Below are 25761 nucleotides of genomic sequence, written 5' to 3' on the forward strand. Positions count from 1 at the left end.
CCTCCCTTTTTCATGATACTTTTATGTATTTCATATTTTTTACTTCAATAAAATCATACCGCCATTAATCACGTACTTTTATGTCAACAATACTAAATATAGTGTTTCCAGTCCAATAATTTATATGCAAAAGCACCTGAGTCCATAAGGACTCAGGTGCTTACCTTTTTTCTTTTTAATTTACTCAGCTAGTTCTAAAGCAATTTTAACCATACCCATAAAAGTGTTCTGTCTTTCTTCTGAAGTTGTTTGTCCTCCAGTGATCAAACTATCACTTACCGTGAGAAGCGTCAGTGCATCAACCCCGAACTTAGCTGCCAATGTATAGAGGGCAGCTGTTTCCATCTCCACCGCCAGTGTTCCAAACTCAGCCCACTTCTTCCAACTATTTACATCCTCATTATAAAAAGTGTCAACAGTAAGTACATTGCCTACCCTCGTTAAGATACCTTTCTCTTGAGCAACATCATAGGCCTTTTTAAGTAGTCTAAAACTAGCAGTGGGTGCATAATCCATTCCACCGAATCGAAGTTTGTTCATATTGGAATCAGTTGAGGCACTCATGGCTAAAATCACATCTCTTAATTGTATCTCCTCCTGCATGGCACCACAGGTTCCAACACGAATTAGATTCTTCACGCCATAATCTGAAATCAATTCGTTGACATAGATTGAGATAGAAGGCATCCCCATTCCAGTACCCTGTACAGATATCCTTTTTCCCTTGTAGCTACCTGTAAATCCATACATACCCCTTACTTCGTTATAGCATTCGATGTTTTCTAAAAAATTTTCTGCAATAAATTTTGCTCTTAAAGGATCTCCTGGCAGCAAAATTGTTTCTGCAATTTCGCCCTTTTTCGCTCCAATATGTATGCTCATATATTCAACCCCTCTTTCATTATATTTTTTCCCGTCTTAATAAAACCGCTCTCAATATTAAGTCCGATTTACTAGTATCCACTATTGAAGTCTACTAAGTTAATCATTTCGCCCTTCTTATATAAATAGACCTTGAGATTATGTTCAATGATTTCCATGGCATGATCCATATATTTGTATGATTCACCACAAATATGGGGTGTGATCACAACATTTTCCATTTCCCACAAAGGACTCTCCTCGGGTAATGGTTCTTCTTCAAAAACATCAGTAAATAGTGCCCTGATTTCATCATTTTGCAATGCTTCAATTAAATCTTCTTCATTAACTGTTCTACCCCTACCCATGTTAATAAAACAAGCTGTTTCTTTCATTAATTGAAAATGCCTTTTATTAATAATCCCGTGGGTTTGTTGTGTATGTGGAAGTAAATTAATCACATAGTCACTTTCTATAAAGACTTCATCCATCTCTTCTGGTCCATAAACATGGTCTACGTATTCCATTGACTCAGGCGTATTTTTCAATCCAATTACCTTCATTCCCATTAAAGATGCTTTCTTCGCAACCTCTTTGCCAATACTTCCTAGCCCCAAGATTCCTACTGTAGCGCCAAATATTTCTCCCTGGAGAATATCTCTCTCCCACTTTCTCTTTGTTTGATTTCTAAATACCAAGTGGAGGTTTCTTGCTAAACTAATCATTGCAGCAAGGGCATATTCCGCCATATGGGTTCCATGAATCCCTTTCCCATTGGTTAAAATAATTTCTCGACTTGTGATTTCCTCTAGGGGCATGGCATCAATCCCTGCACTAACTCCCTGAATCCACTTGAGCTTGGGGGCTCCTGCCACCATTTCTTTTGTACATTGAAAAGTAATTAATACTTCCGTATCCTCTAGCTGCTTTAAGAGCCCGTCTTTTTCTTTGTTTATCACAAATTGAAGCTCTGGGTATCTCTCTCGCAGTACCACTAGATGCTTTGCAGGAAAATCTAAATGAATGAGCGCTTTTCTCATCATAGAACTGCCTCCTTTTCGTATACTATTCTATCAAAGTAATCCTTTTTTTACCACCTTACTACATTTGTTCAACGACATTGTGGATCCACTTTTTAGAAATCAATCTAACACTTCCAATACCTGCCTTCACAACCTCTTCCATAGAAACAAGCACCACTACCCAATAGATGGGCAACTGCCAAACGTGAGCTCCTAGGAAGGCCAAAGGCACTCCAATCAGCCACACACTACCTAATTCAAGAAAAAGAGAGAATTTTGTATCTCCGCCACTTCTTACAATACCGATTACTAAAATTGCATTAAATATCTTAAAGGCCATAAAAACACCCAATACCATCAAAATCCGTATGGCATTGATATGTACCTCTGTTGATACATTGAAAAGCTTTAAAATGTAAGGCGCTAAGGCGAACAAAAGCATTCCCATAATTCCTCCCGTTAAAGGGCCCAAGATCGCAAATTTTTTCGCATAATTAAATGCTCTCTCCTTATGATTTCCTCCAATTTCATTTCCAAGCATAACCGCGCAGGCATTTCCTAATCCCATCCCCACAACCATAAATATACTTTGAACCGTATTGGCAATTTGTACAGATGCAATGGCCTCTGTACTAATACGGGCATAAATCGCCGTGTACATCGTCATCCCCAATGACCAAAATCCTTCATTTAAAATCACAGGATAGGCCGTTTTAAAGTACTTCAATACAAATTCTCTGGTTAAATTCATCATATCTTTTATTTTTCCAGCAATTGCATATTTTTTCCCATAAACCATTCCTAGCAATAAAACCATCTCTACTGATCTAGCAGCTAATGTTGCCCAGGCCGCGCCGCTTACCCCCAATGCAGGTGCTCCGAACTTTCCAAATATGTAAATGTAGTTCAATACCGTATTGATAGACAAGGAAACTGCACTGACAACCATTGGTAGTTTGGCTTCCCCTGTGCTTCTAGCTGCAAATGAGTATGCGAAGGTCACCGCAGTGGCAAAATAGCTCAAGGACACAATTCTTAAATACTGACTTCCTAGATCAATCACCGATTGATCATGAGTGAAAAAGCCCAGTATCACATTTGGCACACCAAAGGCACCTACTGCAAAAACTAAACTTAGTATCCCCCCGGAAATTAAAGCAATTCCTAATACCCTGTGAATATTTTTAATATCCTGCCTTCCCCAAAACTGAGAAATAAAAATAGAAGCACCACTGTTAATTCCAAATAAAAGAAGTACAAACATAAAGAAGAATTGGTTTGCTAACCCAACAGCTGCGATTTCAAGTTCTCCAAGGTTTCCAATCATAATCGTATCCACTGTATTTAAGGCAGAAGAAATGAGGTTTTGGATTGTGATTGGCAAAGCAATCGCCAGCATAGTTTTGTAGAAAACTTTATCATTAAAAAGTCCTTTGGTCATTGAGAACCCCCTTTCAGGCAAAAGCAGGAAAGCTCACCGGGAGGTAAGCTTTCCTGTAAAAAGATTAGCATATCTGAGCCTATTTGTTCTAAAAATATTTAAGTAGAATGTACTACTCTATTATCATAAATACTGATGTTTACCTATCAATTATAATGAAATTACATGTTTTTGTAAAGCACATTTCATATTGCATCTTTAGAGACAACTTCCTAGCTATCGGTTTGAAGGAGTCGGTAAATAAGGATACATTTCCCCTGCCATACTTTGTATCGGCATTGTTTGAATCCATACCAATCCTGGACCAGTTAAAGTTGTTAAAAAAAGACCCTCTCCACCGAACAACATATTGCTAAAACCCTTAACCATCTCAACACTCATTTGAATCGTGGACTCATACATCCCCACGGATCCAGTTTCTACCTTTATTGACTCCCCTGCTTTAAGTTGGATCTCTACTGATTCCCCATCTATTTCAACAAAGGCCATTCCTTTTCCTCTTAATTCCTGCATAATAAACCCCTCACCCCCGAAAAAGCCCGACCCTAATCGCTTTTGAAAGGCAATCTCAAGCTCCACCTCTTCAGTTGAACATAAAAATGATCGTTTTTGGCATATGATGGATCGATTAGTCACATCAATTGGGATAATATGCCCTGGGAATGTATGTCCAAAGGCAATTCTTTGCCCATTACTGGTTGCTTGAAAAAAGTTTAAAAAACCACTCTCACCCATCAACTTCCTTTTAAACAATCCGCCAATTCCACCATTCATGCTTGTTCTCATGTCCACCATACTATCCATCCATTTCATAGCACCTGATTGCGATTTAATTGTTTCTCCTTTTTGTAGGGTCAATTCTATCAACGGCATAGTTGTTCCCACCAGTTTGTATTCCATAAATTCCCTCCTCTTTTTATCTACGATTACATTACGCTACTTAGTACTGATACACTTATTTTATCATTTTAATATATGCTTTACCCATAATAAAGATAATAAAACCTTTGAACTCATAAGTTGAGGAGCGGATTGCAATAAAGGATAAAGGAAGAAACCATATGGTTTCCTCCTCATTTGTATTACTTCATTAAGTTCTTTAGTTTCGCCGTTGTGGCATGTGGATCAGTGGCCATCATAATTTCTGACATCACTGCAACCCCGTCTACTTTAACACGGCAAAGTTGCTGAATATTTCCTGCATTGATCCCCCCAATTGCAACAATAGGGATCTTTATATTCTTTTTAAATCCTTCAATAAATGTAATACCCTTAGGTGGCAGATTTTTTTTGCTATTGGTTTCAAAAATATGTCCCACCAATAAATAGCTTGCCCCTTGATTTTCTGCTTCTATTCCTTCTTCTATGCTATGGACCGACACTCCAACGCCTCCCTGGAAATGAAGTCTTTTTTCAATGAATTGCTGAAATCCAGTATGGTATCCATGAGCACCAACAGCATTTGCTACTTCTAAGCTATTGTTGATAATCAATCGTGTATTGGTTCCATGTACAACGCCTTGAATATCTTTTGCTAATCCCAATAGCTCTTTATAAGATAAATCCTTTTCTCTTAAGATTATTGCATCTACCCCACCATTAGTTGCTCCTTTGATAACACTAAGAAAGTTATGGTCTTCTATCATCCTTCGATTGGTAACCAAGTAAAGCATCTAATCGTCCTCTCGTAAAATGTTGATATTTTTCCCTTCCATAATCTTATTCATATTTCTCATGGAGCACATTTTACCACACATGGTACAACTGTCATCATGCTCAGGCTTTGATTCCTCTCGGTATCTTCTTGCCTTTTCCGGATCAATGGCCAGTTCGAACATCTTTTCCCAATTTAACTGTTGTCTCGCGCGACTCATTTCATTATCCCATTTTCTAGCTCCAGGCACCTTCTTTGCAATATCCCCTGCATGGGCTGCAATCTTAGAGGCAATAATTCCTTCCTTCATATCTTCTAGGGTTGGTAATCGAAGATGCTCAGCAGGCGTTACATAGCATAAAAAGTCCGCTCCATGACTGGCTGCAATTGCGCCACCAATGGCACTGGTAATATGATCATATCCTGGTGCAATATCTGTAACAATAGGTCCTAATACATAAAATGGTGCACCATGACATAGCTTTTTCTCCAATACCATGTTTGCTGCAATCTCATCAATGGCCATATGTCCCGGTCCCTCTATCATAACCTGGACATTCTTTTCCCATGCACGGAGGGTTAATTCTCCTAGTACCATCAATTCTTTGATTTGACTGGCATCAGTGGCATCATGGATGCTCCCTGGTCTACAGGCATCCCCTAGGCTTATGGTTACATCATACTTTTCACAAATTTCTAGTAATTGGTCATAATATTGATAAAAAGGATTTTCTTTCTTATTTAACTCCATCCATGCGTAAAGTAATGATCCTCCTCTAGAAACAATATTGGTTAAACGAGGATTCCGCTTGAAAACTGCTGCTGTTTCTTGATTCATACCAGCATGGATGGTGACAAAGTCCACGCCTTCTTTTGCATGCTTTTCTACCACATCGATAAATTCTTGGGCTGTAATATCCTGTAGTTCCTTATCATAAAAACCCACTGCATCATATATTGGAACGGTTCCAATCATAGCTGGTGACATTTCAATTAAACTTTTTCTAAATTCCTCTGTCTTTCCAAATGAACTTAAGTCCATAATCGCCTCTGCCTTCATTTCTAGGGCTGTTCTTACCTTATCAAGCTCTACTTCGATATTTGGACAATCCTTTGAGATCCCTAAATTAACATTAATTTTTGTTCTTAATCCCTCTCCAATCCCTTCGGCATCTAATGAGTGATGATTTTTATTAGCAGGAATCGCAATTTTTCCCGTTGCTACCCTTTCACGCAAAATTTCTATATCCATTCCTTCTTTTCTTGCCACAGCTTCCATTTCCTTTGTTACCAATCCTTTTCTTGCAGCATCCATTTGAGTTGTATAATTCATCTTTTCTCCCCCTAATTTTATATTTAAATTGCCATCCAATTTTTAAATATAGGCTGATAGCCCTTATTTAATATGGCTTTTCTCATTTCTTCAACACTTCTTGTATCACTAATTTCAAACTGACTGTCTCCTTTATCGGAATCACTATGACCACCTACTTCTGTTGTTACCCCTGCAGACATTTTAGTGACTCCTAGAGGAATGAGATGATCTCTCAGACTGCCTCTTTCTCTTGTGGACATGGTAATGGCTACATAGGGTAAGTAAATTCTAAAAGCAAGAAGCACTTGAACTAAATCTTGATCAGTCACAGGATACACATCCCGAAAGCCTCCCACGTGAGGTCGAATACGAGGTAAAGAAATACTTAGTTCCACATCATTATATTTATTTTGTAAGTAATTAGCATGCATACCAGTCATAAAGGCCTCATGCTGCCACTTATTTAAGCCTAAAAGTGCACCAATATTGACATTATGTATATTGGCTTCACAAGCCCTCTCAGGCGCATCAAGTCTAAAATGATAATTCCTTTTAGGTCCAGCTAAATGCACCTGTTTATATACCTCTTCATCATAAACCTCTTGATAAATCGTTAATCCGTCTACACCAGCTTCTATTAAACGCTGATAATCTTCTTTTTCCAATGGATCGATCTCAATGGCAATGGAGTCAAAATATTTTTTCATGATCTTCACAGCTTCCACTAAATAAGAAACCGGTGTTTCTATTCTTGATTCTCCCGTTAATAGTAGAATATGCTTCAATCCCGTTTCAGCAATGATTTGAGCTTCCTTTTCAATTTCATCATAGGTAAGCTTCTTTCTTTTAATGTCGTGATCAATGTTATAGCTACAATAGGCACAGCGATTTACACAATAATTGGAAAGATAAAGAGGTGTATAAAGTAAAACCGTCTTCCCAAAATGCTGTAGTGAAAGTTCCTGCGCTCTTTGAGCCATTTCCTCTAAGCAATTAGCTGCCGCTGGAGAGAGTAGAGCTAAAAAATCATGATGATTTAGTTTATTTTTCTTAATAATTCCTAAAACATCAGGTTCCTTTACTTCCTTTAAAAATCCCTCGGTATCGAAGTTCTCATATTCTAGGTAAGTATCATAAAAACTCATTATGCTTCCCCTTCATGTAAAAATCCTGTCAAGGGGGAAGATGCCCGAGCCACTTTAGCTTGTGGCGCAGTTACCCCATTAAAGGCTAATCGACCTGCCCTTACTGCCAGTTCGAAGGCCTTAGCCATCTTCACTGGATTTTGAGCTGTTGCAATTGCCGTATTGACCAGTACTGCTTCAGCTCCCATTTCCATAGCTTCAGCAGCTTGGGAGGGCTTCCCAATTCCTGCGTCCACGATGATGGGAACTTTAATTTCTTCAATTAAAATCCGGATCATTTCCTTGGTTTGCAACCCTTTATTCGTTCCAATAGGTGATCCTAAGGGCATAACCGCTGCTGCTCCTACAGACTCTAACCTTTTAGCGATCATTAAGTCTGGATTCATATAAGGTAGCACAATAAACCCTTCCTTTGCTAGTACTTCTGTGGCCTTAACCGTTTCCTCATTATCAGGCAGTAAATACTTCTGATCTGATATTACTTCAATTTTAACCCAATCACCACATCCCATTGCTCTAGAAAGTCTTGCAATTCGAATGGCTTCTTCTGCATTTCTTGCACCGGATGTATTAGGTAGTAAAATCGTATCCTTAGGAATGTACTCAAGGATATTGTCTTCTTTATGATCTAGATTCACTCGTCTCAGGGCCATTGTGACAACTTGTGTACCACAGCCTTCAATGGCTTGCTTCATCAAGTCATAGCTAGCAAACTTTCCTGTTCCAACTAGAAGTCGACTCTTGAGTGATTTACCTCCAATATTGAATCCTTCCATTTCCTCTCCTCCTTTTAAACTTCTTCTTCACCTAATAAAATTCTAACAACTGTGTTAGCTTGGTGATTTGCGGCGATAGCTACTCTTGGAGCCATCAACCCACACCCAGGCTTTGCTGCCGATACCCCATCGCCAATTAAATAAAATTTCTTCGTGATGCGCTTGGTCTTAATCGAGTTATTGGAAAAGTATCCTGCCATTCCTGAAGCTGCCACCATGGGCTTCTCTTTCATTTTTTCCAATACTGTATTGACAAGTGTTGACTTAGATGTTGGATTATCGAAGGCTTCAACAATAACATCCATATTTTTAAAGCAGTCTTCAATATTGGTTTGATCTAAATATATATTGATCACCTCTACCTCAACAAATGGATTGATTTCATGGATTAACTGCTGAAGTGCTTCGGTTTTCAACATTCCAATATGTCGTATGAAATATTGCTGCCTATTGAGATTACTCGGTTCCACCACATCAAAATCCACCAATAAAAGCTTTCCAATTCCCATGCGAGCTAAGGAAACAGCAATGTTTGAACCCAATCCCCCTAAGCCTGCAATGCCTATAGATGCCTTCTTTATTTTTTTATGAACTCCTGGGGTATGTCTGGAGGTCAATAATACTTCTAGTTCTTCGATGATGGGGATTTCTCCCCTTTGAATCAATGTAATCAGATCTCCTTCTTGTAATAAAACATCTTCCTTGATGATAAAGCCATTATAAACAACAACATCAGCATCTTTTTTGACTTTGTTTCTCACTTCGAATGCTGTTGTTCCTTTTTTTACATCCATTTCATCTTCATTCACAATCAGTTTCATATTAACCCCCTCCGATAAATCCCACAATCTCAACTTGATCTCTTTCATCTAGCATCAGTTGTTCGTATTGTCCCTTTGGAATAATGTTCATGTTAACTTCCACTACCACATGATCTGAATCTAACTTCAACTCCTGTAGTAATTTTGTAATCGTTGTTCCATTCGGTAGTGACGTTTTTTTCCCATTGACAATCATCTTTACATCTCCCTCCTCTATTTTTGTAAAAAAAAGAAGCTCCCCTGTACTTTAGGGAAGCTTCTTATAGATTCAGATGTCTTCATAGGTTCAATTATACATTTCACCGTAATTAATTTCATCAACTCTATCAGCTTCCCTACGGTAGTACTAACTACGTCAGGTTCAAAGGGTCAGGTATTATGAATCATTCCTTCTCAGCCGTAATGGCTCCCCTAGCTAAACACTATTTACTTTTCATTCTTGCTTATTTAAGTATAGTTGACTTATCATCTCTTGTAAAGATATTGATTAAGATGTTATCATTCACCTTCACTTTGACTTTCACTTTCATCATTTTCTTGATACCCTATGGACATTCCTTTATTGTGATAGAAGACAAAGTAAAAAGTTTCAATGAATAGTTTAAATAACATAGCGATAACTGTCAATAGAATGACTTGACTGATCATTGATGCTCCTGCTACATTTCCTAGACTACTAAAAAAAACAATGCCTTCATCTCTTAATATTCCTAATGGCTCAATGGATGGTGTGGCTCCTAATTTATCGATAATACTATTTGAAATAGTAAAGAGTATCTGGAGCAATAATACCATCCAAAAGTGTTTTTTTACAAACTTAAAGCTTCCTGTAATCGCATCCCATGCACTAGGAAGTTCATCATAAACCAAAATTGTCTCCCAAAATATTAATAGTGTTGCAACCACAATTATTCCAATAGTCAAGATAATTAAACCAAGAATACCCATGACAAGCACTATGGGCACGATGATTATTCCCAGCAGACCCCCTAGAAGGATTAACAAAAATGCTCCCCCAAGAATTCGTACAAAAAAAGCCCTAACGCCCTCTCCAAAGTGATTAAACGTAACCTCTTGAGATCGTACCCCTCTACAAATCATATTGAGCTTACCTGCTTGAATAGCGATTGCTATCAAAAAATAACTCACCATCATCAATGCTAGCATTATGAAGGGGAATCCAGCTTGAGATGCACTCCCACCATATTGCACTATATTTCTAGGTGATATAAACAATATGAATCCCGTGGTGATCAATCCAGTTAAGATCAGTTCCATAAAAATAGTCATGAAAATGATCGGGTTTGATTTGACTACCGTCCCACTTTTTTTGCCATATGCCAATAGCTTAGAAAACAATTCAACCACTCCTTTATATTAGATTTCTATTTATCTTTATCAAACTCCTTTTCTTATGTATTGTTAGAACCCTCATTTTATGTTCCTTATCTGCTCTACTTTTTTCATCAATCAATTGTTATCATTGCTAAATGAGTCATAAAAGGGTAATATATAAAATGGACAAAAAATGATTATAAAACGGAGGAAAACAAATGAATACAATTAACTGGGTTGAATGGATTGGATATATAGCCTCAACCTTAATACTTATTTCTTTACTCATGACTTCCATTGTCAAATTGAGGTTGATCAACTTAGTAGGCGCCCTTATTTTTGCCATATATGGTTTCTTAATTGGTGCAATTCCCGTAGCTATTGCGAATATTGCCATTATCATTATCAATATCTATTATTTGACTAAACTCTACGCGCCTGGCAGCACCACAGAATTCTTTAAAGTACTCGCTATTGATAATAATAGTCCTTATTTCAAATACTTTTTGGATTTTTATGAAACAGACATTTTAAGCTACTTCCCTAATCATTCTATGCAATTTACCCATGATATGATCGGATTTTATGTTTTAAGGGATCTTGTTCCCGCAGGTATTTTTATTGGATCCAGATATGATGAAAACACGCTATTAGTTGAACTTGACTTTGCAATCCCCGAATATCGAGATCTAAAGATTGGAAAGTATCTTTATGAGGAACATGCAAATTACTTTTTAGACTTAGGCTATACTCGTCTCATCAGTCATGTGGCTAGTGAAAAACATACTTCATATTTACACAAGATGGGATTTATGCAAAGCACCGAGGGCGACGAAACCATTTTTGTTAAGCATCTCCTATAAATTTACAAGAAGTAAAAAAGTGGCTAGTGCTTAGTCACATGACAATCTGTGGATACGCATGCTGAAGTTTTATACGAGCATCTTTTGTAGTAAAATGCCAATTAACTCCTTTTTGAGATTCATTACGGTTCTGCTCCCATAGATATGCTTTGGTTTGCAATGTTTCTATATCTGGAATTCTCTTGTTAAGACACTGCCTTGTGAATACACTTAACTCTAACTCCGCTATATTCAACCAGCTACCTCGTATTCATAATCGTGTCGTTCGGGTTTGCCAGGTTCTAAGGGGAGAGGGGTACGAGTTTCCTTAATAAGTTGTATAGGCTGTTCATCCATACAAACAAACGCTTCTGCAATCTGTCTATCAATCCAGTTTGGTCCCTCAGCATTGGCTTTGAGAAGAATGTTTGCATGTTTGATTTTATATGCCGGTGATTTACCTTTACTTATTATATCTGTTAGTTCTTGATGTTCTTCATTGGTCAGTTTTACGATATATTTCTTTTTCATGATGTTCCTCTATTTCTTTGGGATTAGTTTACACATATCTTCTCCAAAGAAGGAGGTTACTAAGCACTAGGTTACATATCAAGGTTCGTTCTCTGCTAAAAATAGCAAAACAGAGGAGTTAGCTATCTATTTCAGCTAACTCTTCTGTTTTATATATACTTCATTTCAACAATCTCATATTCTTTTATACCTATGACATATCACGCTACTGCCAAAACAATGGTTTGCTACATCATATTTAACCTTTATATTTCCATTTCAAGCAATGCTGCACTAAGGCTTTTACCGTGCTTATCTAAAGCAAGCGATCTAGTTACTCCGCCACCAAGTGCTTTATCCATCACAAAGTTTAAAGCACCTAGTTTAGGAAGTTCATATCGTTTCACTTCTCCATGAACAATATCTTTAAACCATTCTTTTACAACCTTCGTTGTAACCTTTTCTTCAATCAATCTATAGTCTTCTTCATTAAACACGATTAATGAAACATTGGATATATTTCCTTTATCACCGGTTCTTGAGTGAGCAATCTCTCTTAACTTCATTTTAAGCCTCCTCGTAGTTGACTTCTATCTTAATATCTTCCCGTGGTATAAAAATGGAAGCTATGGAAACTATTTCTTTTACCCCTTGAGTAGCTCCACCTCCACCGGCAGGTCCATTAGTATATAAAGCTTCTACTTCATTGCCTATTTTCACTGCATCCATTCGCTCTGCTGTTCTTCCTGAAACCCTTAACCTCACTTCTTTGCACACTGATCTTTCACGAATCATAGCATCGCTAATTTGATCTTTATAAAGGGAATTGATACCAATATAATCAATTCTAAACTCTTCTATATTTACACCTGTATATTCTAATCTTTTCTTTACGATTTCTCCTGCAAGCTTTGCTCTTTCATAGGCACCACTACCGCCATAACTCATTTCTCCTTCTCCGATATAACAATCCCTATAACCCATGCTTACCTTTAAAGTGTCTGGTTTTTTCTTTCCAGTAGCACCTTTGATTTCTACTCTATCTAGTCCTATCTGTTCCATTGTAACATCAGAATAATCAGCTATCCCATCAGGCGTTACATAGGCAGTGAGGTCATGGATTTCATAAATTAATTGTTCTTTACAGGTCTGGGTAGTAACAGTTCCTCCTGATCCATCAACCTTCGTGATGACAACTTCACCATTTTCATTTATCTCAGCTATAGGAAAACCAAGCTTCCAAAGTTCAGGTACATCCTTATATCCAGGATCAGCAAAATATCCTCCAGTAATTTGACCAGCACACTCTAGTAAATGGCCTATCATAATACCTTTACCAATCTTTTCATGATCCTCACTATCCCATCCAAACTCATATAGGATAGGTCCAAGGACCAGAGCTGGGTCTGCTATTCTGCCAGTAACAACGATATCTGCCCCATTTTTCAAAGCCTCTACCACACCATCAGCACCTATATAAACATTGGCTGAAATAACTTGATCTTTAATATCCTTTAGCTTTGCATCTAACTCCAGCACATCATAATCCATATATTTATCTATCTTATCATAAATATCGTCCCCTAATACCGCCGCTATTTTCAATCCTTTGATACCTTTTTCTTCTGCCATTTTTTTGATAACAATAGCAGCGGATTGAGGATTTGCAGCACCCATATTGGTAATCACCTTTACCTTTTTCTCAACACATAATGGCAAAACCTTATCCATGCGATATTCCAAAAGTCCATTATAACCTTTATCAGGATTTTTTAGTTTTTCTTCTTGTGCTATGGCAATGGTTCTCTCCGCCAAGCATTCGAAGATAATATAATCTAGATTTCCTTTTTCCATAAGTTCTACTGCGGGCTCAAGTCTATCTCCTGCATAGCCTGCTCCAGAGCCGATACGAATTGTTTTCATTCTGTTGACCTCCTAATATTTTTCAAGTGAAAAGTAGTATAGAAACTATAATCTGATACCTCCAACAATTAGTGCTGTTATCAACATAACAATAGTTGTTGCAAAAGCATATGGAATGGTTTTCTTTTGATGCTCACCTAAATCAACACCTGTAAGGCCTAGAAGCAAGAAAGTTGCTCCAGTAAGTGGGCTTACTGGAAATCCAGTAGTCATTTGTCCCAGTATTGCCGCTCTACCTACATTCACTCCTGCAACACCAAATGCTTCAGCGGATTGTGCAAGTACTGGTAGTACTCCAAAATAGAAGGAGTCTGGATCAAATAATAAGCTTGCAGGCATAGCTATTATACCAGTAATTACAGGTATAAATCTCCCCATAGATTGTGGAATAATGGCAACTGTGTAGTTTGCCATTTCAGTTATCATTCCAGAGCCTGTCATGACACCAATAAATGCTCCAGCAGCAAATAATATACTGGCCATCATAAGAGCGGCTTTTGCATGGGCATCAATTCTCTCTCTTTGCTCTTTTACATTTGGATAATTGATTGTTAATGCAATAGCAAAGGCTAACATAAAGATAACATGTGGTGCAAGTATCCCTTTAATAAGAATAAATAAAGTTATTACTATAGTAAAAATATTCAATAAAAATAGCTGTGGTCTAGCAAGTCTAGCTTTTTCTTCATTGGCTTCATGATCAATTACAATGCTTTCTGTATCTAAATGTCCAATTCTATCTTTTTCTTGCTTTCCCAGACGATAAGCTACAAATAGAACAAAAAGCATTCCTACAGCGAAAGGTATAAGCATTGGATTAAACAACTCGCTCACAGGTACATCAAGTGATGAGGCTGCCCTTAATGTTGGTCCGCCCCAAGGAACCATGTTCATAACACCAACAGATAGTGCTACGATAGTAGCTAAGGTGTGTCTTCTCATACCAAGAGCATCGTACAATGGTAGCAATGCTGGTATTGCTATTAGAAACGAAGTAGCTCCTGAACCATCTAGATGAACAATTGCAGCCAATACAACTGTTCCTATTGCAATTTTTACAGGGTTTTTACCAACTACACCAAGAATCCTATTAACAATTGGCTCAAATGTCCCAGCATCCGTTAATATCCCGAAAAATAGGATAGCAAAAATAAACATTGTTCCTGTTGGTGCTATGGATCTAATACCATCTGTAATGAAGCCTCCAACTTCAGAAGCAAAGCCCCCGAGAAGAGCCGCTATGATTGGAACTACTACTAGAGCTACCACTGGTGATGTTTTTTTAGTCATAATAAGCGCTAATAAGACAACGATTGCAAGAAAACCAAGTAATGCTAACATAAAAATACCTCCTAATAATTTATTGTTTTCACTCTATATTAAAAGCAAGTTTTATGCCAACAATCGAATTACTGGATTTCCCAACCCACTAATCTTAAATTCCATAGGACTTTTTTCTAATAGCATTTTATCTATTACTAAAATTTCAACCTTCTTCTATTTTATGATAATTGTTTTTTCTCCTATTTGATGCCTAAGAATTTCCTGTGATTATATTTAACTATTTACACTGACCAATATGATTTCTAATTTTTTAGAAACCTCATTAGGCTTTTAAAAATAGTTAATAAAAAGAAGAGGTAACAATCTTTCCTCTTCATCTACAGACATATACACTTAACCTACGTAATGTCTTTAAATCATAGGTTTAATGGATTATGATTTTTTATCCTTTCCCTTCTTTATAAACTATTCTAAATTATTAGAAATTTTTTTGACTAATTTCTAGTATTTTAGAAATTTCTCTATTGCTCAACAATCCTCATTTTAATTTATTATAAAGTGTTGCTAAAGAGATTCCTAAAGCTTCAGCAGCTTTTTTCTTACCATCTACGGTGTTTCCATAAATCAACATTGCCTTTTTTATTTCCATAGCTTCAGTTTCCTTAATGATTTCTTCTAATTTTTTTGGGAGTACAATGTTTTTCTTTATCCCCTCGATTTGTATTATTTTAGGAAGATGTTCTAACTTAATGATATTTTCTTCTACCATATGTATTGCAAATTCTATTGCATTCTTTAGTTCTCTTATATTACCTGGCCATTCATAATTTTGGAGTATTCTCATTGCATCATCTGAAATTTCTACTTGTCTTTCTGTTTTAGTATTCATTTCGTTTAAAAAATGAAGAGCCAACGGCTCTATATCTTTTCTTCTGTAGCGAAGAGGTAGTATGTTGATGGGAAAAACCGCAATCCGATAATATAAATCTTCTCTAAATTTATTTTCTTCAACCATATTTTTGAGGTTTTTATTTGAAGCACATATCAGTCTAATGTCTATAGAAATTTCCTCTAATCCACCTATGCGACGTATAGTATTTTCCTGAAGAGTCCTTAATAATTTTGCTTGAAGTCCATAGTTCATTTCAGAGATTTCATCTAGAAATAAAGTTCCTCCATTAGCTACTTCAAATAAACCTATCTTTCCACCTTTTTTTGCCCCAGTAAAAGATCCTTCCTCATAACCAAAGAGCTCACTTTCAAGTAAATTACTCTCAAAAGTAGCACAATTAACAGCTATAAAAGGACCATTTTGTCTATTGCTAGCATTATGTATGGCGTTGACATAAAGTTCCTTACCAGTTCCACTTTCCCCCGTGGTCAATACATTAGAGTTTTTGTTGGCTATTTTTTTAGCTAAGTTTTTAGAATTCATAGAATTTTCATCCACACTAATAATATCATCAAAACTATACTTTGCTTTTCCCATTCTTTTCATCCGCTTTTGGAGTTTCTGTATCATTATATTGGATTGATTTAGTGCTTCTGTAAGTTTGTAAATATCATTTATCTCATTTAGTATAGATATGCCTCCAATAACTTCTCCATTTTCTCTAATAGGTACCATATTAACAAAGTATTCAACTCCATCTACTTTTCTTGGAATTCTTAAGCGTTGGTTTCCATTCTTAATCACCGATGGCAATTTAGCTCCAGGCCTAATTTCTATCAGAGACTTTCCCAAAATATCTTCTTTTTCTACCTTTGTAATTCTCGTATAGGAAGGGTTTATATATCGAACAGTGGAATTTTCATCTGCAATAAGGACACCATCATAAAGCGAATCAAATATGATTTTTTCTGTTTCAGTGATTTGCATTGCTATCATCTCCTATATGAAGGGTATTGATTACTACATCTTCCTTTTCCTTATTCTATCATAAAAATGGATTTGTCAGTAATTAGAAAGACTAGTAATGTTTTCAATAAATGTATCCGTCAAATACAGTTCACCTAGGAACTGAACCACGGTCATAATAAAATCATTTCAACAAATAGAAGATCCCCCCGATAATCACAGCACAAATTCCAACACCAGTCATACATGGAAGCTTTGCATCCCCTAGCCTTGTGGCTTACTTGATGTATCAAAAGTAAAATATAACCGTTGAAGAACGGTGCAAAGCACGTGATAAAGAACTAAGGCCCGAATTCGAGGCTTATTTAGCGTGACTTCATCAAATGTCGCCACTAGTTGTTCCAAAGAGTAAGTGAAGAAAAGCAATTCATTATAATCAAGCAGCAACCATCCTAGTTATTGAGCTAAAATCAGTGCTAGGATTTATTTTTTGTAAAGGTGTGCTGTATTTGACGGATGCATACGACAGAGGAGAATACCCCTCTGCACTCCCCATGTCTAGGAAATTTCAAAGTATAATTTCCTAGACATTAAAAAGTCCTCTAGAATTTTCTAGGGGACTTTACTTGTAAAGGCTTTTTCTATTCTAGACTAGATCCATCTTCTTCACATTTTCATCAATCACTAATTCGGCTCCTGTGGCTTCTCTGACCTGATCAATTGTGAATTCTGGATTGATCTCTCTGAGCACAAGTCCTTGTTTGGTCACTTCCATTACGCCCATTTCAGTAATAATAATATCTACCTGTTGTATAGCTGTTAGGGGTAATGTACATTGCTTCAATATTTTATGATTGCCCTTAGCTGTATGCTCCATGGCAACAATCACCTTTTTTGCTCCTACAACCAAGTCCATGGCACCTCCCATTCCTGGAACCATCTTTCCTGGAATCATCCAGTTGGCTAGATTACCCTTTTCATCTACCTGTAAAGCACCTAATACGGTTGCATCCACGTGTCCTCCACGGATAATCGCAAAAGACATACAACTGTCAAAGAAGGCTCCTCCTTTTTTTATGGTGACAGGCTGCCCTCCTGCATTGACTACACATGGATCTTCTTGCCCTTCCTGAGGCATGGTTCCTAAACCTACAAAACCATTTTCCGATTGCAGAATAATATCTACCTCATCAGGAATATAATTAGCCACTAAGGTCGGCAATCCAATTCCTAGGTTGACAACATCTCCGTCTTTCATTTCCTTTGCAACACGTTTAGCAATAAACTGTTTTATTAGTTTTTTATCCATTACACTTCACCCCTTACAATGTGATCTACAAAGATACCCGGGGTCACAACATTTTCAGGTTCGATTTCCCCTGCTTCTACAATTTCTTCTGCTTCTACGATGACCACATCAGCAGCTGTGGCCATGGCAGGATTAAAGTTTCTGCTTGCTCCTCGATAATAGATATTTCCTTTTTTATCTACTTTATTGCCAAATATAATGGCTACGTCAGCCTTTAGTGGCATTTCAAGTAAGTAGGTTTTGCCATTGATTTCAATTTTTTCCTTGCCTTCCTCTACCCTTGTTCCCACACCCGTATGGGTTAGAAATCCACCTAGTCCGGCTCCACCTGCACGAATCTGCTCAACCAATGTTCCCTGGGGTACTAGTACCACCTCGGTTTCCCCTTCGTTCATCTGTCTTCCCGTTTCAAGATTTGTACCAATATGGGATACGATCACCTTTTTAAATTGCTTATTGACGATCATTTTTCCAACACCTTGTTCAGGAAAGGCTGTATCATTACAAATTAAAGTCAACTCTTTTACCCCTTTAGCTACTAAGGCATCAATCACATAATGGGGGCTTCCACATCCTAAAAATCCTCCCACCATGACTGTCATCCCATCTTGAATATATTCGATTGCCTCTTGCATTGTTTTGACCTTAGACATTAACGGCACCTCCACCAATTTTATCATTCTATTCGATTTCATATCTTGTACTAGTTTAGGCATCTCTAAAAAACGAAGGTTTCAGTATGACCTTCTATTCTCTTTCTCATACCTGAGTCTTATTTAAAGCAATTTCCATACCACTTCTTATCAGGAAGCCATTTTATTTTTTAATTGATATTCCAATACTTTGATCATTCACAACCGCCACTCTCAATCAATATATTTTATCTTTTAGCTCTAAAGTGTCGCTTATTTGATACAATTTATACTTATCACCCAAGTAGTTTCTCTAATTGTTGCCTTTAGCATCTTGAAGACTTTCCATTGCGTATCAAAAAAACGACACAATTTAATGATAGTGTAGATTTTTTGATACACATTTTGTCACTTATTCATTTCATAAGCCTGAATTTTCTTGTATAGAGCAGTTCGGTGGATTCCCAGTTGCTTTGCAGCGACACTCTTATTACCATTACTATCCCTTAAAGCACTTTGTATTGCTTCAATTTCTGTCTTAGCCATTATATCCTTTAAGAGTAATGAATGACTATAAGAGCTCTTAGAGGAACTTTCAATTAAATGTCCTGGTAGATCCTCTGGATAAATCATATCGCCTTGAACGATATTTAGAGCCCGTTCTAATGTGTTTCTTAGCTCCCTTACATTTCCTGGCCATTGATACTTTTTTAATACCTCTATTGTTTCAAATGTCAATTCTTTCATTTCAATTCCAAGATCTACTGCTAATTTTTCTAGAATGCGTTGAGCTAATATTGGAATATCCTCAATCCGCTCTCGTAGCGGCGGAATTTCTATGGGAATGACATTAAGTCTATAATATAAGTCTTGTCTAAAGCGCCCTTCCTTTATGGCCTCTTCTAATGGCTCATTGGTTGCAGCAATGATCCGAACATCAAGTTGAATTCGATCATTTCCTCCAATTCGTTCAAATTCTCTAGACTCTAAAATACGAAGTATCTTCGCCTGCATCTCCAATGGCATGGCTCCGATTTCATCTAATACAATCGTTCCTCCATTGCCCAGTTCAAACTTACCCACTTTTCCTTGCTTTTTAGCTCCGGTAAAGGCTCCTGCATCATATCCAAAAAGCTCTGACTCCAGTAGTTCATTTGGAATCGCAGCACAATTAATTGTAATAAAACTACCATATCGTCTCAAACTAGCACGATGAATGGCATGGGCAAAAAATTCTTTGCCCGTGCCACTTTCCCCTTGAATTAACACAGTGGAATTACTTTCCGCTGCCTTTCTAGCCAATTCCTTTAAATAGATCATTTGACGGTTTTGAGTCACAATATGTTCAAATGAATACTTTGCTCGGTGTAGTCTTTTAATTTCTCCCCGATATTCATCAACTGTACTCTCTAGCACCTTCATCCTTTTAACTAAGGACTCCAATTCCTTAACGTCCTTGAAAAGTACTGTTCCTGCTGCTCCAATTACCCTTCCATCTTTCACAATAGGGATACGACTGGTGATCATGTCGTACCCTTGTATTTTCTGCACGTCAAACAGTTCTTTTTCTCCTGTTTTTGCTACAATGTGTAATCGTGTATTTTCAATAATTTCTTCAACCGGTCGCATAAGCACTTCTTCTTCTTTAATTCCCATCAATTTTTCATAGTTCCACTTTATAATTCTTCCTTCATGATCGACTAAGACCATTCCATGATATGCATTATCCAGTAACTCCTCGATCATTTCTAAACTATCCTTTAATTGCTGTAGTTGGTCTTCACTGGATTCTATTTCCACTTCATTTTGCTTCATTATCATCACCTACACCTTACTCAATGTCATCTTACTAGTAGTTATTCGCCACATGTTTACATTTCCCTTGCTATGATGACCAACTACTTTAATGGAATATCAATCTTCGCTCCCTCTACCCTTTTGGAGAAGTTAAGTTGCCCAATATGAAGCACCATTTCATTTCCTTCTCCTTGAAAAATTGCCTTCCGTCTATACTGTATTTTGCCTTCTACTGTTTTTTCATATTCCAAAGCTTCCGTCCGTAGAAATGGAGCCTTCTCTCCATCTACCATTAAGGTAACATCATAGAGTTGTGTTGTTTCTTCCGAATTAAAAACCAGATGTATTTCTCCATTTTTTTGCTCTAGGCTTTCAAATATAATTGGTTGTTCCTCAATACTAACTACTAAAGGCATAGCATCTTGATTTAACTCAATTGCTTCAATCCCCCTTCGACTTACCATTAATTCTGATATTTCTACCGTCAGTGTTTCCATCTCTTCAGGTAGTGGATCAAACCTCATCTCAAAGGTAGTTCCTCGATGATCCGTTCTCATACCCGATCCTTGAGAAGGAACTGAATCATGATCTGCCTTTAGCGCCATCACCATACTTGGAAATCTGGTCATTTCTCCAGAAACCCTTTCACCTATTAAATCCACCAAGCTTCCTATTTTGCCTTCAATCACTGTTTGGGTTGCTGTGGCTGTAATGTGATCTAATGTGATTTCTGTGCCCTCTATATTCATTTCCTGTCCTATCTTTTGTTTGATCATGTGTCCCATTGCCTCATTACGATTTAATGTAAAAGGGATGGTTGCTTTTTCATAAAAGTTTTCTCCTTGAAGTACCAATTCAAAGGTTAACCTTCGCTCAAAAAATCTTGGGGAATCAAATGATCCCATTGATATCATTTCCTGCTCCCAATTTTCTGAATATCCTTGTCCACTGCCCATCCAATAATTCTTAAAAAAACCTTTAAAGGTTTCCTGGGTATGATATTGGTCCAACTGTCCATTTGGGTCCTTTAGTTGGTAAAAGGCGATCATTTGATTGTCATCTACCATGATACCGTCAAGGGTCAATGTCACACCATTCTCAAACTCATATGATTTTCCTATTTCTTGCCCTCTTCCTAGCTCATTTAATTCCTTTAAGCTATCAGACATAACCGTATCATAGCCCACTAAACGCTTTCCATAATATGCAAATGTATCAAAATGATATCCCACAAAAATAACCAATATCAAGGAAGCTACCAAAGTATACCTTCTCCAAGGTGTTCTTTTCTTGTGATTTGGTTTCTTTTGATCTAAGGCGTTTCTTAATCTTTCTTCTAATTCATCTGGCGCAGTGATTTTCTCATATACTTCATGCTTTTCCTTAAGCTTCTCTTCTATTGTTTTCATGTATTGACACCTCCTAATATGATTCTGAGCTTATCTATTCCTACAGAAATTCTAGACTTGACTGTTCCCAATGGAACCTGTGTCATTTCTGAAATACTCCTATAATCCAAATCTAGATAATACCTCAATCGAATGACCTCCTGATGCTTAGCACTTAACTGTCCCAATGCTTGCTCTAAGTCCATGGTATCCTCAGTTTCTCCTATCTTATCTGTTGTCTCTTCCTGATCAATTTCTTTGATCGATACAGTTCTTTTTCTATTCTTCAGTATTTTTTTACATTGGTTTACCAAAATTGTCTTGCTCCATGACCAGAAGGCCTCATCCTTTTTTAATGTGTGGATCTTATCATATAAAATAACGATCATATCCTCTAACGCATCTAATGCATCTTCTTTATTTTGTGTATAGCTATAGGCCAATCTATAATATTCGTTCTGCTGACCCATAATTAATGCCACTAAGGCCTCTTTATCACCTAATTTAGCCTGTCTAATTTTAACTAGTTCATCCACTGGTTAACCTCCCTTCTACTTATAAGAGTATCCTTCTATGAAGAAAGTTCATTTTATAATTCTTTTTTATTCTATAGGAAAACCACCACTCTATATACAATAAAGAAGTAGATAATTTAAAATTATCTACTTCTTTATTGTATGCATTTAATCGCTTTGTATATTTTCTACTTCTTACATGGAATCCCCTACATCAAGTTGCTCTTTTCTAATCATTGCTTTATGCTTTGGCTTAAGTTTGTCAACTTCAGATTGAAGATTTTTGATTTCTTCTGTTTTACTGTTCAACTCATCTTGAACTAAATCAATTATCAATTCTAGTCGTTGTAGCTGTTCTGCTCGTTGTACCTCTTGTTGTTGCAATTCAAGGAGGTAGGTCTTTTCTTTATTAATTTCACGCATATGCTGCTCAGCTTTTTCTGATACTGACCGGTCTTCTAACGCCTCCATATCCTTCTCTATTACACTTTCATTTACACTTTCTTCTTTCATTTTTCTCTCTCCCTTCAATCATTAATTCATCGTCATTTAATTATTATATGTGCTTTTCCGCCAATCCGTTACTGTGGTCTTTGGATATGAGGATTACAACATTGTAAAGCATGGATTTTATTAAGCAATATAAAAGCCCTTAGGTTACCTCCTGGCACCTAAGAGCTTCAATTTATTTATAAGGGGAAATATTTAATATCTGGTCTACTGTCACAAATTCATATCCTTGCATTTTTAATGTCTTGATTAATTCTGGTAGCATTTCTACTGTTGCTGTTCTACTTTGACTTTCTCCACCAGCATCATGGAATAATACAATGTCATTTCCTTCAATACCCGGTAGTGTATTAATTAATATTTGGTCTACATCTTGATCTCTCCAGTCCACTGAGTCAACCGACCAGTTAATCACCTTATATTCTATATCCTTTAACCCTTGTAATACGTTAGGATTAATGGCACCATAGGGTGGTCTCATCAATGCTGGTCTTTGTCCTGTTGTCCTTACAATCGCATCTTCAGTTTGGTTCATTTCATCTACCAACTCATCAACAGATACTTTTCTCAGGTCTGGGTGGTTCCAAGTATGATTCCCAATCACATGCCCTTCCGCTACAATCCTCTGGGCTACCTCTGGATGCCTCTCTACTCTGGACCCCATCACAAAGAAAGTGGCAGGTACATCATATTGCTTTAGAATATCTAAAATCTGTGGTGTATATATTGTGTTTGGTCCATCATCAAATGTTAACGCAATTTGATTGCCACTTCCCTGTCCCTTTCGATAGAAAGTTTCCGGGAACATTTTAAGCATTTCAGATACTGTGTGTTGAAACTCTGGTTCTGGTTTTGGTTTTGGTTCCTTTAATTGGGTACTTCCTTGAACGCTAGGTATGTTTAATGCTTGCCCCACATAAATCACATTCCAGTTCACCAGCTGATTTTCTTTGGCAATTCCAGCCATGGTAACAGATAGTTTTTGAGCAATTCGATATAGTGTATCTCCATGTCTAACGTGATAAACATTTTCCTCTACTATTTTAGGAATGATTAACACTTGTCCTGGGAATATCGAACCTGGCTTTTTCAAATAACCATTTTGAAGGATGACCTCTTCTACTGTTATTCCATACATTTGGGCAATACTGGACAAATTGTCTCTAGGGGCAACACGATGTACCTGTGCCGCTTGGACTGTAGAGGGAAATAGTATCATAAAGGCCATTGTCATTATTATAACTTGAAAAAATTTCTTCATGGGCAACCCTCATTTCTATCAATATATCAGAAATGATATATCACATTTACCAAATCTGGTATATACATTATGATATGATAATCTATACTTTATATCTAGTTGTAATTAGTGGAAGGATTACCATGTATTCGCCATAGAAAAGAAATCACGACATTTCTATGGTAAGGAATTGACTGATTGATGACTAAGTGACTGACGCAAAAGTTAAAGTACGAACTTTTGGTCATCTACTTAATTGGGTATACTACTTAAATATTCTATAAAGGCAATATTTACTATATTTTTGCCCTATGCTATACTAAAACTCAAAAGGAGGGATTATATGGAAGACTTCCAGAATAATCTGATGAAATATGCAGATCTTGCGGTTCGTATTGGTGTTAATTTGCAGGCTGGACAGACCCTGGTCATCAATGCACCAATTGAATCAGCAGACTTTGTTCGAATTGTTGCAGAAAGAGCCTATGCAGCAGGCGCTAAAAATGTTCATGTTGAATGGGGTGATGAGTTAATGACTCTTTTAAAACTGACCCATGCACCAGAAGAAGGATTAGAGGATTTTCCAATATGGAAAGCTACAGGATTTGAAGAAATGGCTCAAGGGGGAGCAGCCTTTTTATCAATTTCTGCCGCAAACCCCGACTTGTTAAAGGATGCAGATCCACAACGGGTGGCTACAATGAATAAGTACCGTGGCCAAGTTTTAGAAAAGTTTAAAACCTATACGCAAAGTGGTAAAGTTTGTTGGTCTATCATCGCTACCCCTACACCCGAATGGGCTGCCAAGGTCTTCCCTGAAGTAGCTGAAGAAAAACAAGTTGAAACCCTATGGAATAGCATATTTAAAGCCACCCGAGTCATAACGGATGATCCTGTTAAGGCATGGAGCACACATATTGAGAACTTAAAAAGCAAACTGCAATATTTAAATCGCAAAAAATATAAGATGCTACATTTCAAGGGATCTGGTACTGATTTACGAATAGAACTTCCTGAAGGCCATGTATGGATTGGTGGAGGTCTATCCAATGACCAGGGCAGATATTTTGTCCCTAATCTACCTACCGAGGAGGTTTTCACAATGCCTTTAAAGGAAGGCATTAACGGTATTGTTCAAAGTACAAAACCTCTAAGCTATGGAGGTAACCTGCTGGAAAACTTCACCTTAACCTTTGAAAAAGGCCGGATTGTTGATTTCACAGCTGAAAAGGGATATGCCACATTGCAAAAGCTCATTGACACCGATGAAGGGTCCCATTACCTCGGTGAGATTGCCTTGGTTCCCCATGACTCGCCTATTTCCAATACGAATATTATTTTTTATAATACCTTATTTGATGAAAATGCTTCCTCTCATTTAGCCATTGGAAGTGCCTATCCCCTCTGTATTAAGGATGGTGGCAAAATGAATAAAGATCAGCTTGAAGCACATGGTGCCAATACAAGCCTAACCCATGTTGATTTCATGATTGGTTCACCGGGTATAGATGTTGATGGTGAAACCGCCAATGGAGATCGAGAAGCAATCTTTAGAGCTGGCAATTGGGTTATATAACACGTAA

26 protein-coding genes and 1 riboswitch are annotated in these 25761 nt (G+C 37.2%); of the genes, 2 read left to right on the forward strand and 24 right to left on the reverse strand.

Annotated features, from left to right (window positions below; all coding sequences use genetic code 11):
• Positions 1–180: 180 nt before the first annotated feature.
• The 11 genes from deoD to AMET_RS20805 all read right to left on the reverse strand — a co-directional run bounded on the left by deoD (position 181) and on the right by AMET_RS20805 (position 10394).
• Positions 181–882, reverse strand: a complete 702-nt coding sequence (deoD, locus tag AMET_RS20755) for a purine-nucleoside phosphorylase (protein ID WP_012065256.1) — start codon at positions 880–882, stop codon at positions 181–183.
• A 71-nt stretch (positions 883–953) separates the two neighbouring features.
• On the reverse strand, positions 954–1904 hold the full coding sequence (locus tag AMET_RS20760) for a D-2-hydroxyacid dehydrogenase (protein ID WP_012065257.1): 951 nt from the start codon (positions 1902–1904) through the stop codon (positions 954–956).
• A 58-nt stretch (positions 1905–1962) separates the two neighbouring features.
• A complete protein-coding gene (locus tag AMET_RS20765) occupies positions 1963–3324 on the reverse strand; it encodes an MATE family efflux transporter (RefSeq protein WP_012065258.1) in 1362 nt (453 codons plus the stop codon).
• A 216-nt stretch (positions 3325–3540) separates the two neighbouring features.
• Positions 3541–4224, reverse strand: coding sequence for a TIGR00266 family protein (locus tag AMET_RS20770; protein ID WP_012065259.1), 684 nt, complete (start codon positions 4222–4224; stop codon positions 3541–3543).
• Between the two features lie 182 nt (positions 4225–4406).
• Positions 4407–4997, reverse strand: coding sequence for a thiamine phosphate synthase (thiE, locus tag AMET_RS20775; RefSeq protein WP_012065260.1), 591 nt, complete (start codon positions 4995–4997; stop codon positions 4407–4409).
• Positions 4998–6311: a phosphomethylpyrimidine synthase ThiC gene (gene thiC, locus AMET_RS20780; RefSeq protein WP_012065261.1), complete on the reverse strand. Its 1314-nt coding sequence runs from the start codon at positions 6309–6311 to the stop codon at positions 4998–5000.
• A gap of 23 nt (positions 6312–6334) precedes the next feature.
• A complete protein-coding gene (gene thiH / locus AMET_RS20785; protein ID WP_012065262.1) occupies positions 6335–7438 on the reverse strand; it encodes a 2-iminoacetate synthase ThiH in 1104 nt (367 codons plus the stop codon).
• Positions 7438–8214, reverse strand: coding sequence for a thiazole synthase (locus tag AMET_RS20790; protein ID WP_012065263.1), 777 nt, complete (start codon positions 8212–8214; stop codon positions 7438–7440). The genes thiH and AMET_RS20790 overlap by 1 nt, the downstream gene beginning before the upstream one ends.
• 14 nt (positions 8215–8228) lie before the next feature.
• Positions 8229–9035: a sulfur carrier protein ThiS adenylyltransferase ThiF gene (thiF, locus tag AMET_RS20795; RefSeq protein WP_012065264.1), complete on the reverse strand. Its 807-nt coding sequence runs from the start codon at positions 9033–9035 to the stop codon at positions 8229–8231.
• Between the two features lies 1 nt (position 9036).
• Positions 9037–9231, reverse strand: a complete 195-nt coding sequence (gene thiS, locus AMET_RS20800; RefSeq protein ID WP_012065265.1) for a sulfur carrier protein ThiS — start codon at positions 9229–9231, stop codon at positions 9037–9039.
• A gap of 119 nt (positions 9232–9350) precedes the next feature.
• A riboswitch (TPP riboswitch) is annotated at positions 9351–9458 on the reverse strand.
• Positions 9459–9533: 75 nt separating this feature from the next.
• Positions 9534–10394 carry a hypothetical protein gene (locus tag AMET_RS20805; protein WP_012065266.1) on the reverse strand — a complete coding sequence of 287 codons (861 nt, stop codon included), beginning with the start codon at positions 10392–10394 and terminating at the stop codon, positions 9534–9536.
• Positions 10395–10588: 194 nt separating this feature from the next.
• On the opposite strand from AMET_RS20805, the gene AMET_RS20810 reads away from it, so the two are divergent.
• Positions 10589–11233, forward strand: coding sequence for a YgjV family protein (locus tag AMET_RS20810; protein WP_012065267.1), 645 nt, complete (start codon positions 10589–10591; stop codon positions 11231–11233).
• Between the two features lie 34 nt (positions 11234–11267).
• Here AMET_RS20810 and AMET_RS27440 read toward each other — a convergent pair whose 3' ends face one another.
• The 13 genes from AMET_RS27440 to AMET_RS25270 form a co-directional block, all read right to left on the reverse strand.
• Positions 11268–11468, reverse strand: a complete 201-nt coding sequence (locus tag AMET_RS27440; protein ID WP_049765313.1) for a hypothetical protein — start codon at positions 11466–11468, stop codon at positions 11268–11270.
• Positions 11465–11743, reverse strand: a complete 279-nt coding sequence (locus AMET_RS27445) for a hypothetical protein (RefSeq protein WP_083761066.1) — start codon at positions 11741–11743, stop codon at positions 11465–11467. The genes AMET_RS27440 and AMET_RS27445 overlap by 4 nt, the downstream gene beginning before the upstream one ends.
• 245 nt (positions 11744–11988) lie before the next feature.
• On the reverse strand, positions 11989–12288 hold the full coding sequence (locus tag AMET_RS20825; protein ID WP_012065268.1) for an AtuA-related protein: 300 nt from the start codon (positions 12286–12288) through the stop codon (positions 11989–11991).
• 1 nt (position 12289) lies between these two features.
• Complete coding sequence (locus AMET_RS20830) at positions 12290–13645, reverse strand: acyclic terpene utilization AtuA family protein (protein WP_012065269.1); 1356 nt, start codon at positions 13643–13645, stop codon at positions 12290–12292.
• Between the two features lie 45 nt (positions 13646–13690).
• Complete coding sequence (locus tag AMET_RS20835) at positions 13691–14986, reverse strand: CitMHS family transporter (protein WP_012065270.1); 1296 nt, start codon at positions 14984–14986, stop codon at positions 13691–13693.
• A 481-nt stretch (positions 14987–15467) separates the two neighbouring features.
• Positions 15468–16808: a sigma-54 interaction domain-containing protein gene (locus AMET_RS20840; RefSeq protein WP_012065271.1), complete on the reverse strand. Its 1341-nt coding sequence runs from the start codon at positions 16806–16808 to the stop codon at positions 15468–15470.
• 625 nt (positions 16809–17433) lie between these two features.
• On the reverse strand, positions 17434–18096 hold the full coding sequence (locus AMET_RS20845) for a 3-oxoacid CoA-transferase subunit B (RefSeq protein ID WP_012065272.1): 663 nt from the start codon (positions 18094–18096) through the stop codon (positions 17434–17436).
• Positions 18096–18749, reverse strand: coding sequence for a CoA transferase subunit A (locus AMET_RS20850; RefSeq protein WP_012065273.1), 654 nt, complete (start codon positions 18747–18749; stop codon positions 18096–18098). The genes AMET_RS20845 and AMET_RS20850 overlap by 1 nt, the downstream gene beginning before the upstream one ends.
• Before the next feature lie 387 nt (positions 18750–19136).
• Entirely contained in the window at positions 19137–20543 is a 1407-nt protein-coding gene (locus AMET_RS20855) for a sigma-54 interaction domain-containing protein (RefSeq protein WP_242661345.1), read from the reverse strand.
• An 83-nt stretch (positions 20544–20626) separates the two neighbouring features.
• Complete coding sequence (locus AMET_RS20860; protein ID WP_012065275.1) at positions 20627–21934, reverse strand: DUF4179 domain-containing protein; 1308 nt, start codon at positions 21932–21934, stop codon at positions 20627–20629.
• Positions 21931–22449: an RNA polymerase sigma factor gene (locus AMET_RS20865; RefSeq protein ID WP_012065276.1), complete on the reverse strand. Its 519-nt coding sequence runs from the start codon at positions 22447–22449 to the stop codon at positions 21931–21933. The genes AMET_RS20860 and AMET_RS20865 overlap by 4 nt, the downstream gene beginning before the upstream one ends.
• 174 nt (positions 22450–22623) lie before the next feature.
• Complete coding sequence (locus tag AMET_RS20870) at positions 22624–22941, reverse strand: hypothetical protein (protein ID WP_012065277.1); 318 nt, start codon at positions 22939–22941, stop codon at positions 22624–22626.
• A gap of 172 nt (positions 22942–23113) precedes the next feature.
• Positions 23114–24199 carry a polysaccharide deacetylase family protein gene (locus AMET_RS25270; RefSeq protein ID WP_012065278.1) on the reverse strand — a complete coding sequence of 362 codons (1086 nt, stop codon included), beginning with the start codon at positions 24197–24199 and terminating at the stop codon, positions 23114–23116.
• Positions 24200–24521: 322 nt separating this feature from the next.
• Here AMET_RS25270 and AMET_RS20880 point away from each other — a divergent pair, with 322 nt between their 5' ends.
• Complete coding sequence (locus AMET_RS20880) at positions 24522–25754, forward strand: aminopeptidase (protein WP_012065279.1); 1233 nt, start codon at positions 24522–24524, stop codon at positions 25752–25754.
• Positions 25755–25761 lie beyond the last annotated feature (7 nt).

This window comes from Alkaliphilus metalliredigens QYMF (assembly GCF_000016985.1).
Taxonomy (GTDB): domain Bacteria; phylum Bacillota; class Clostridia; order Peptostreptococcales; family Natronincolaceae; genus Alkaliphilus_A; species Alkaliphilus_A metalliredigens.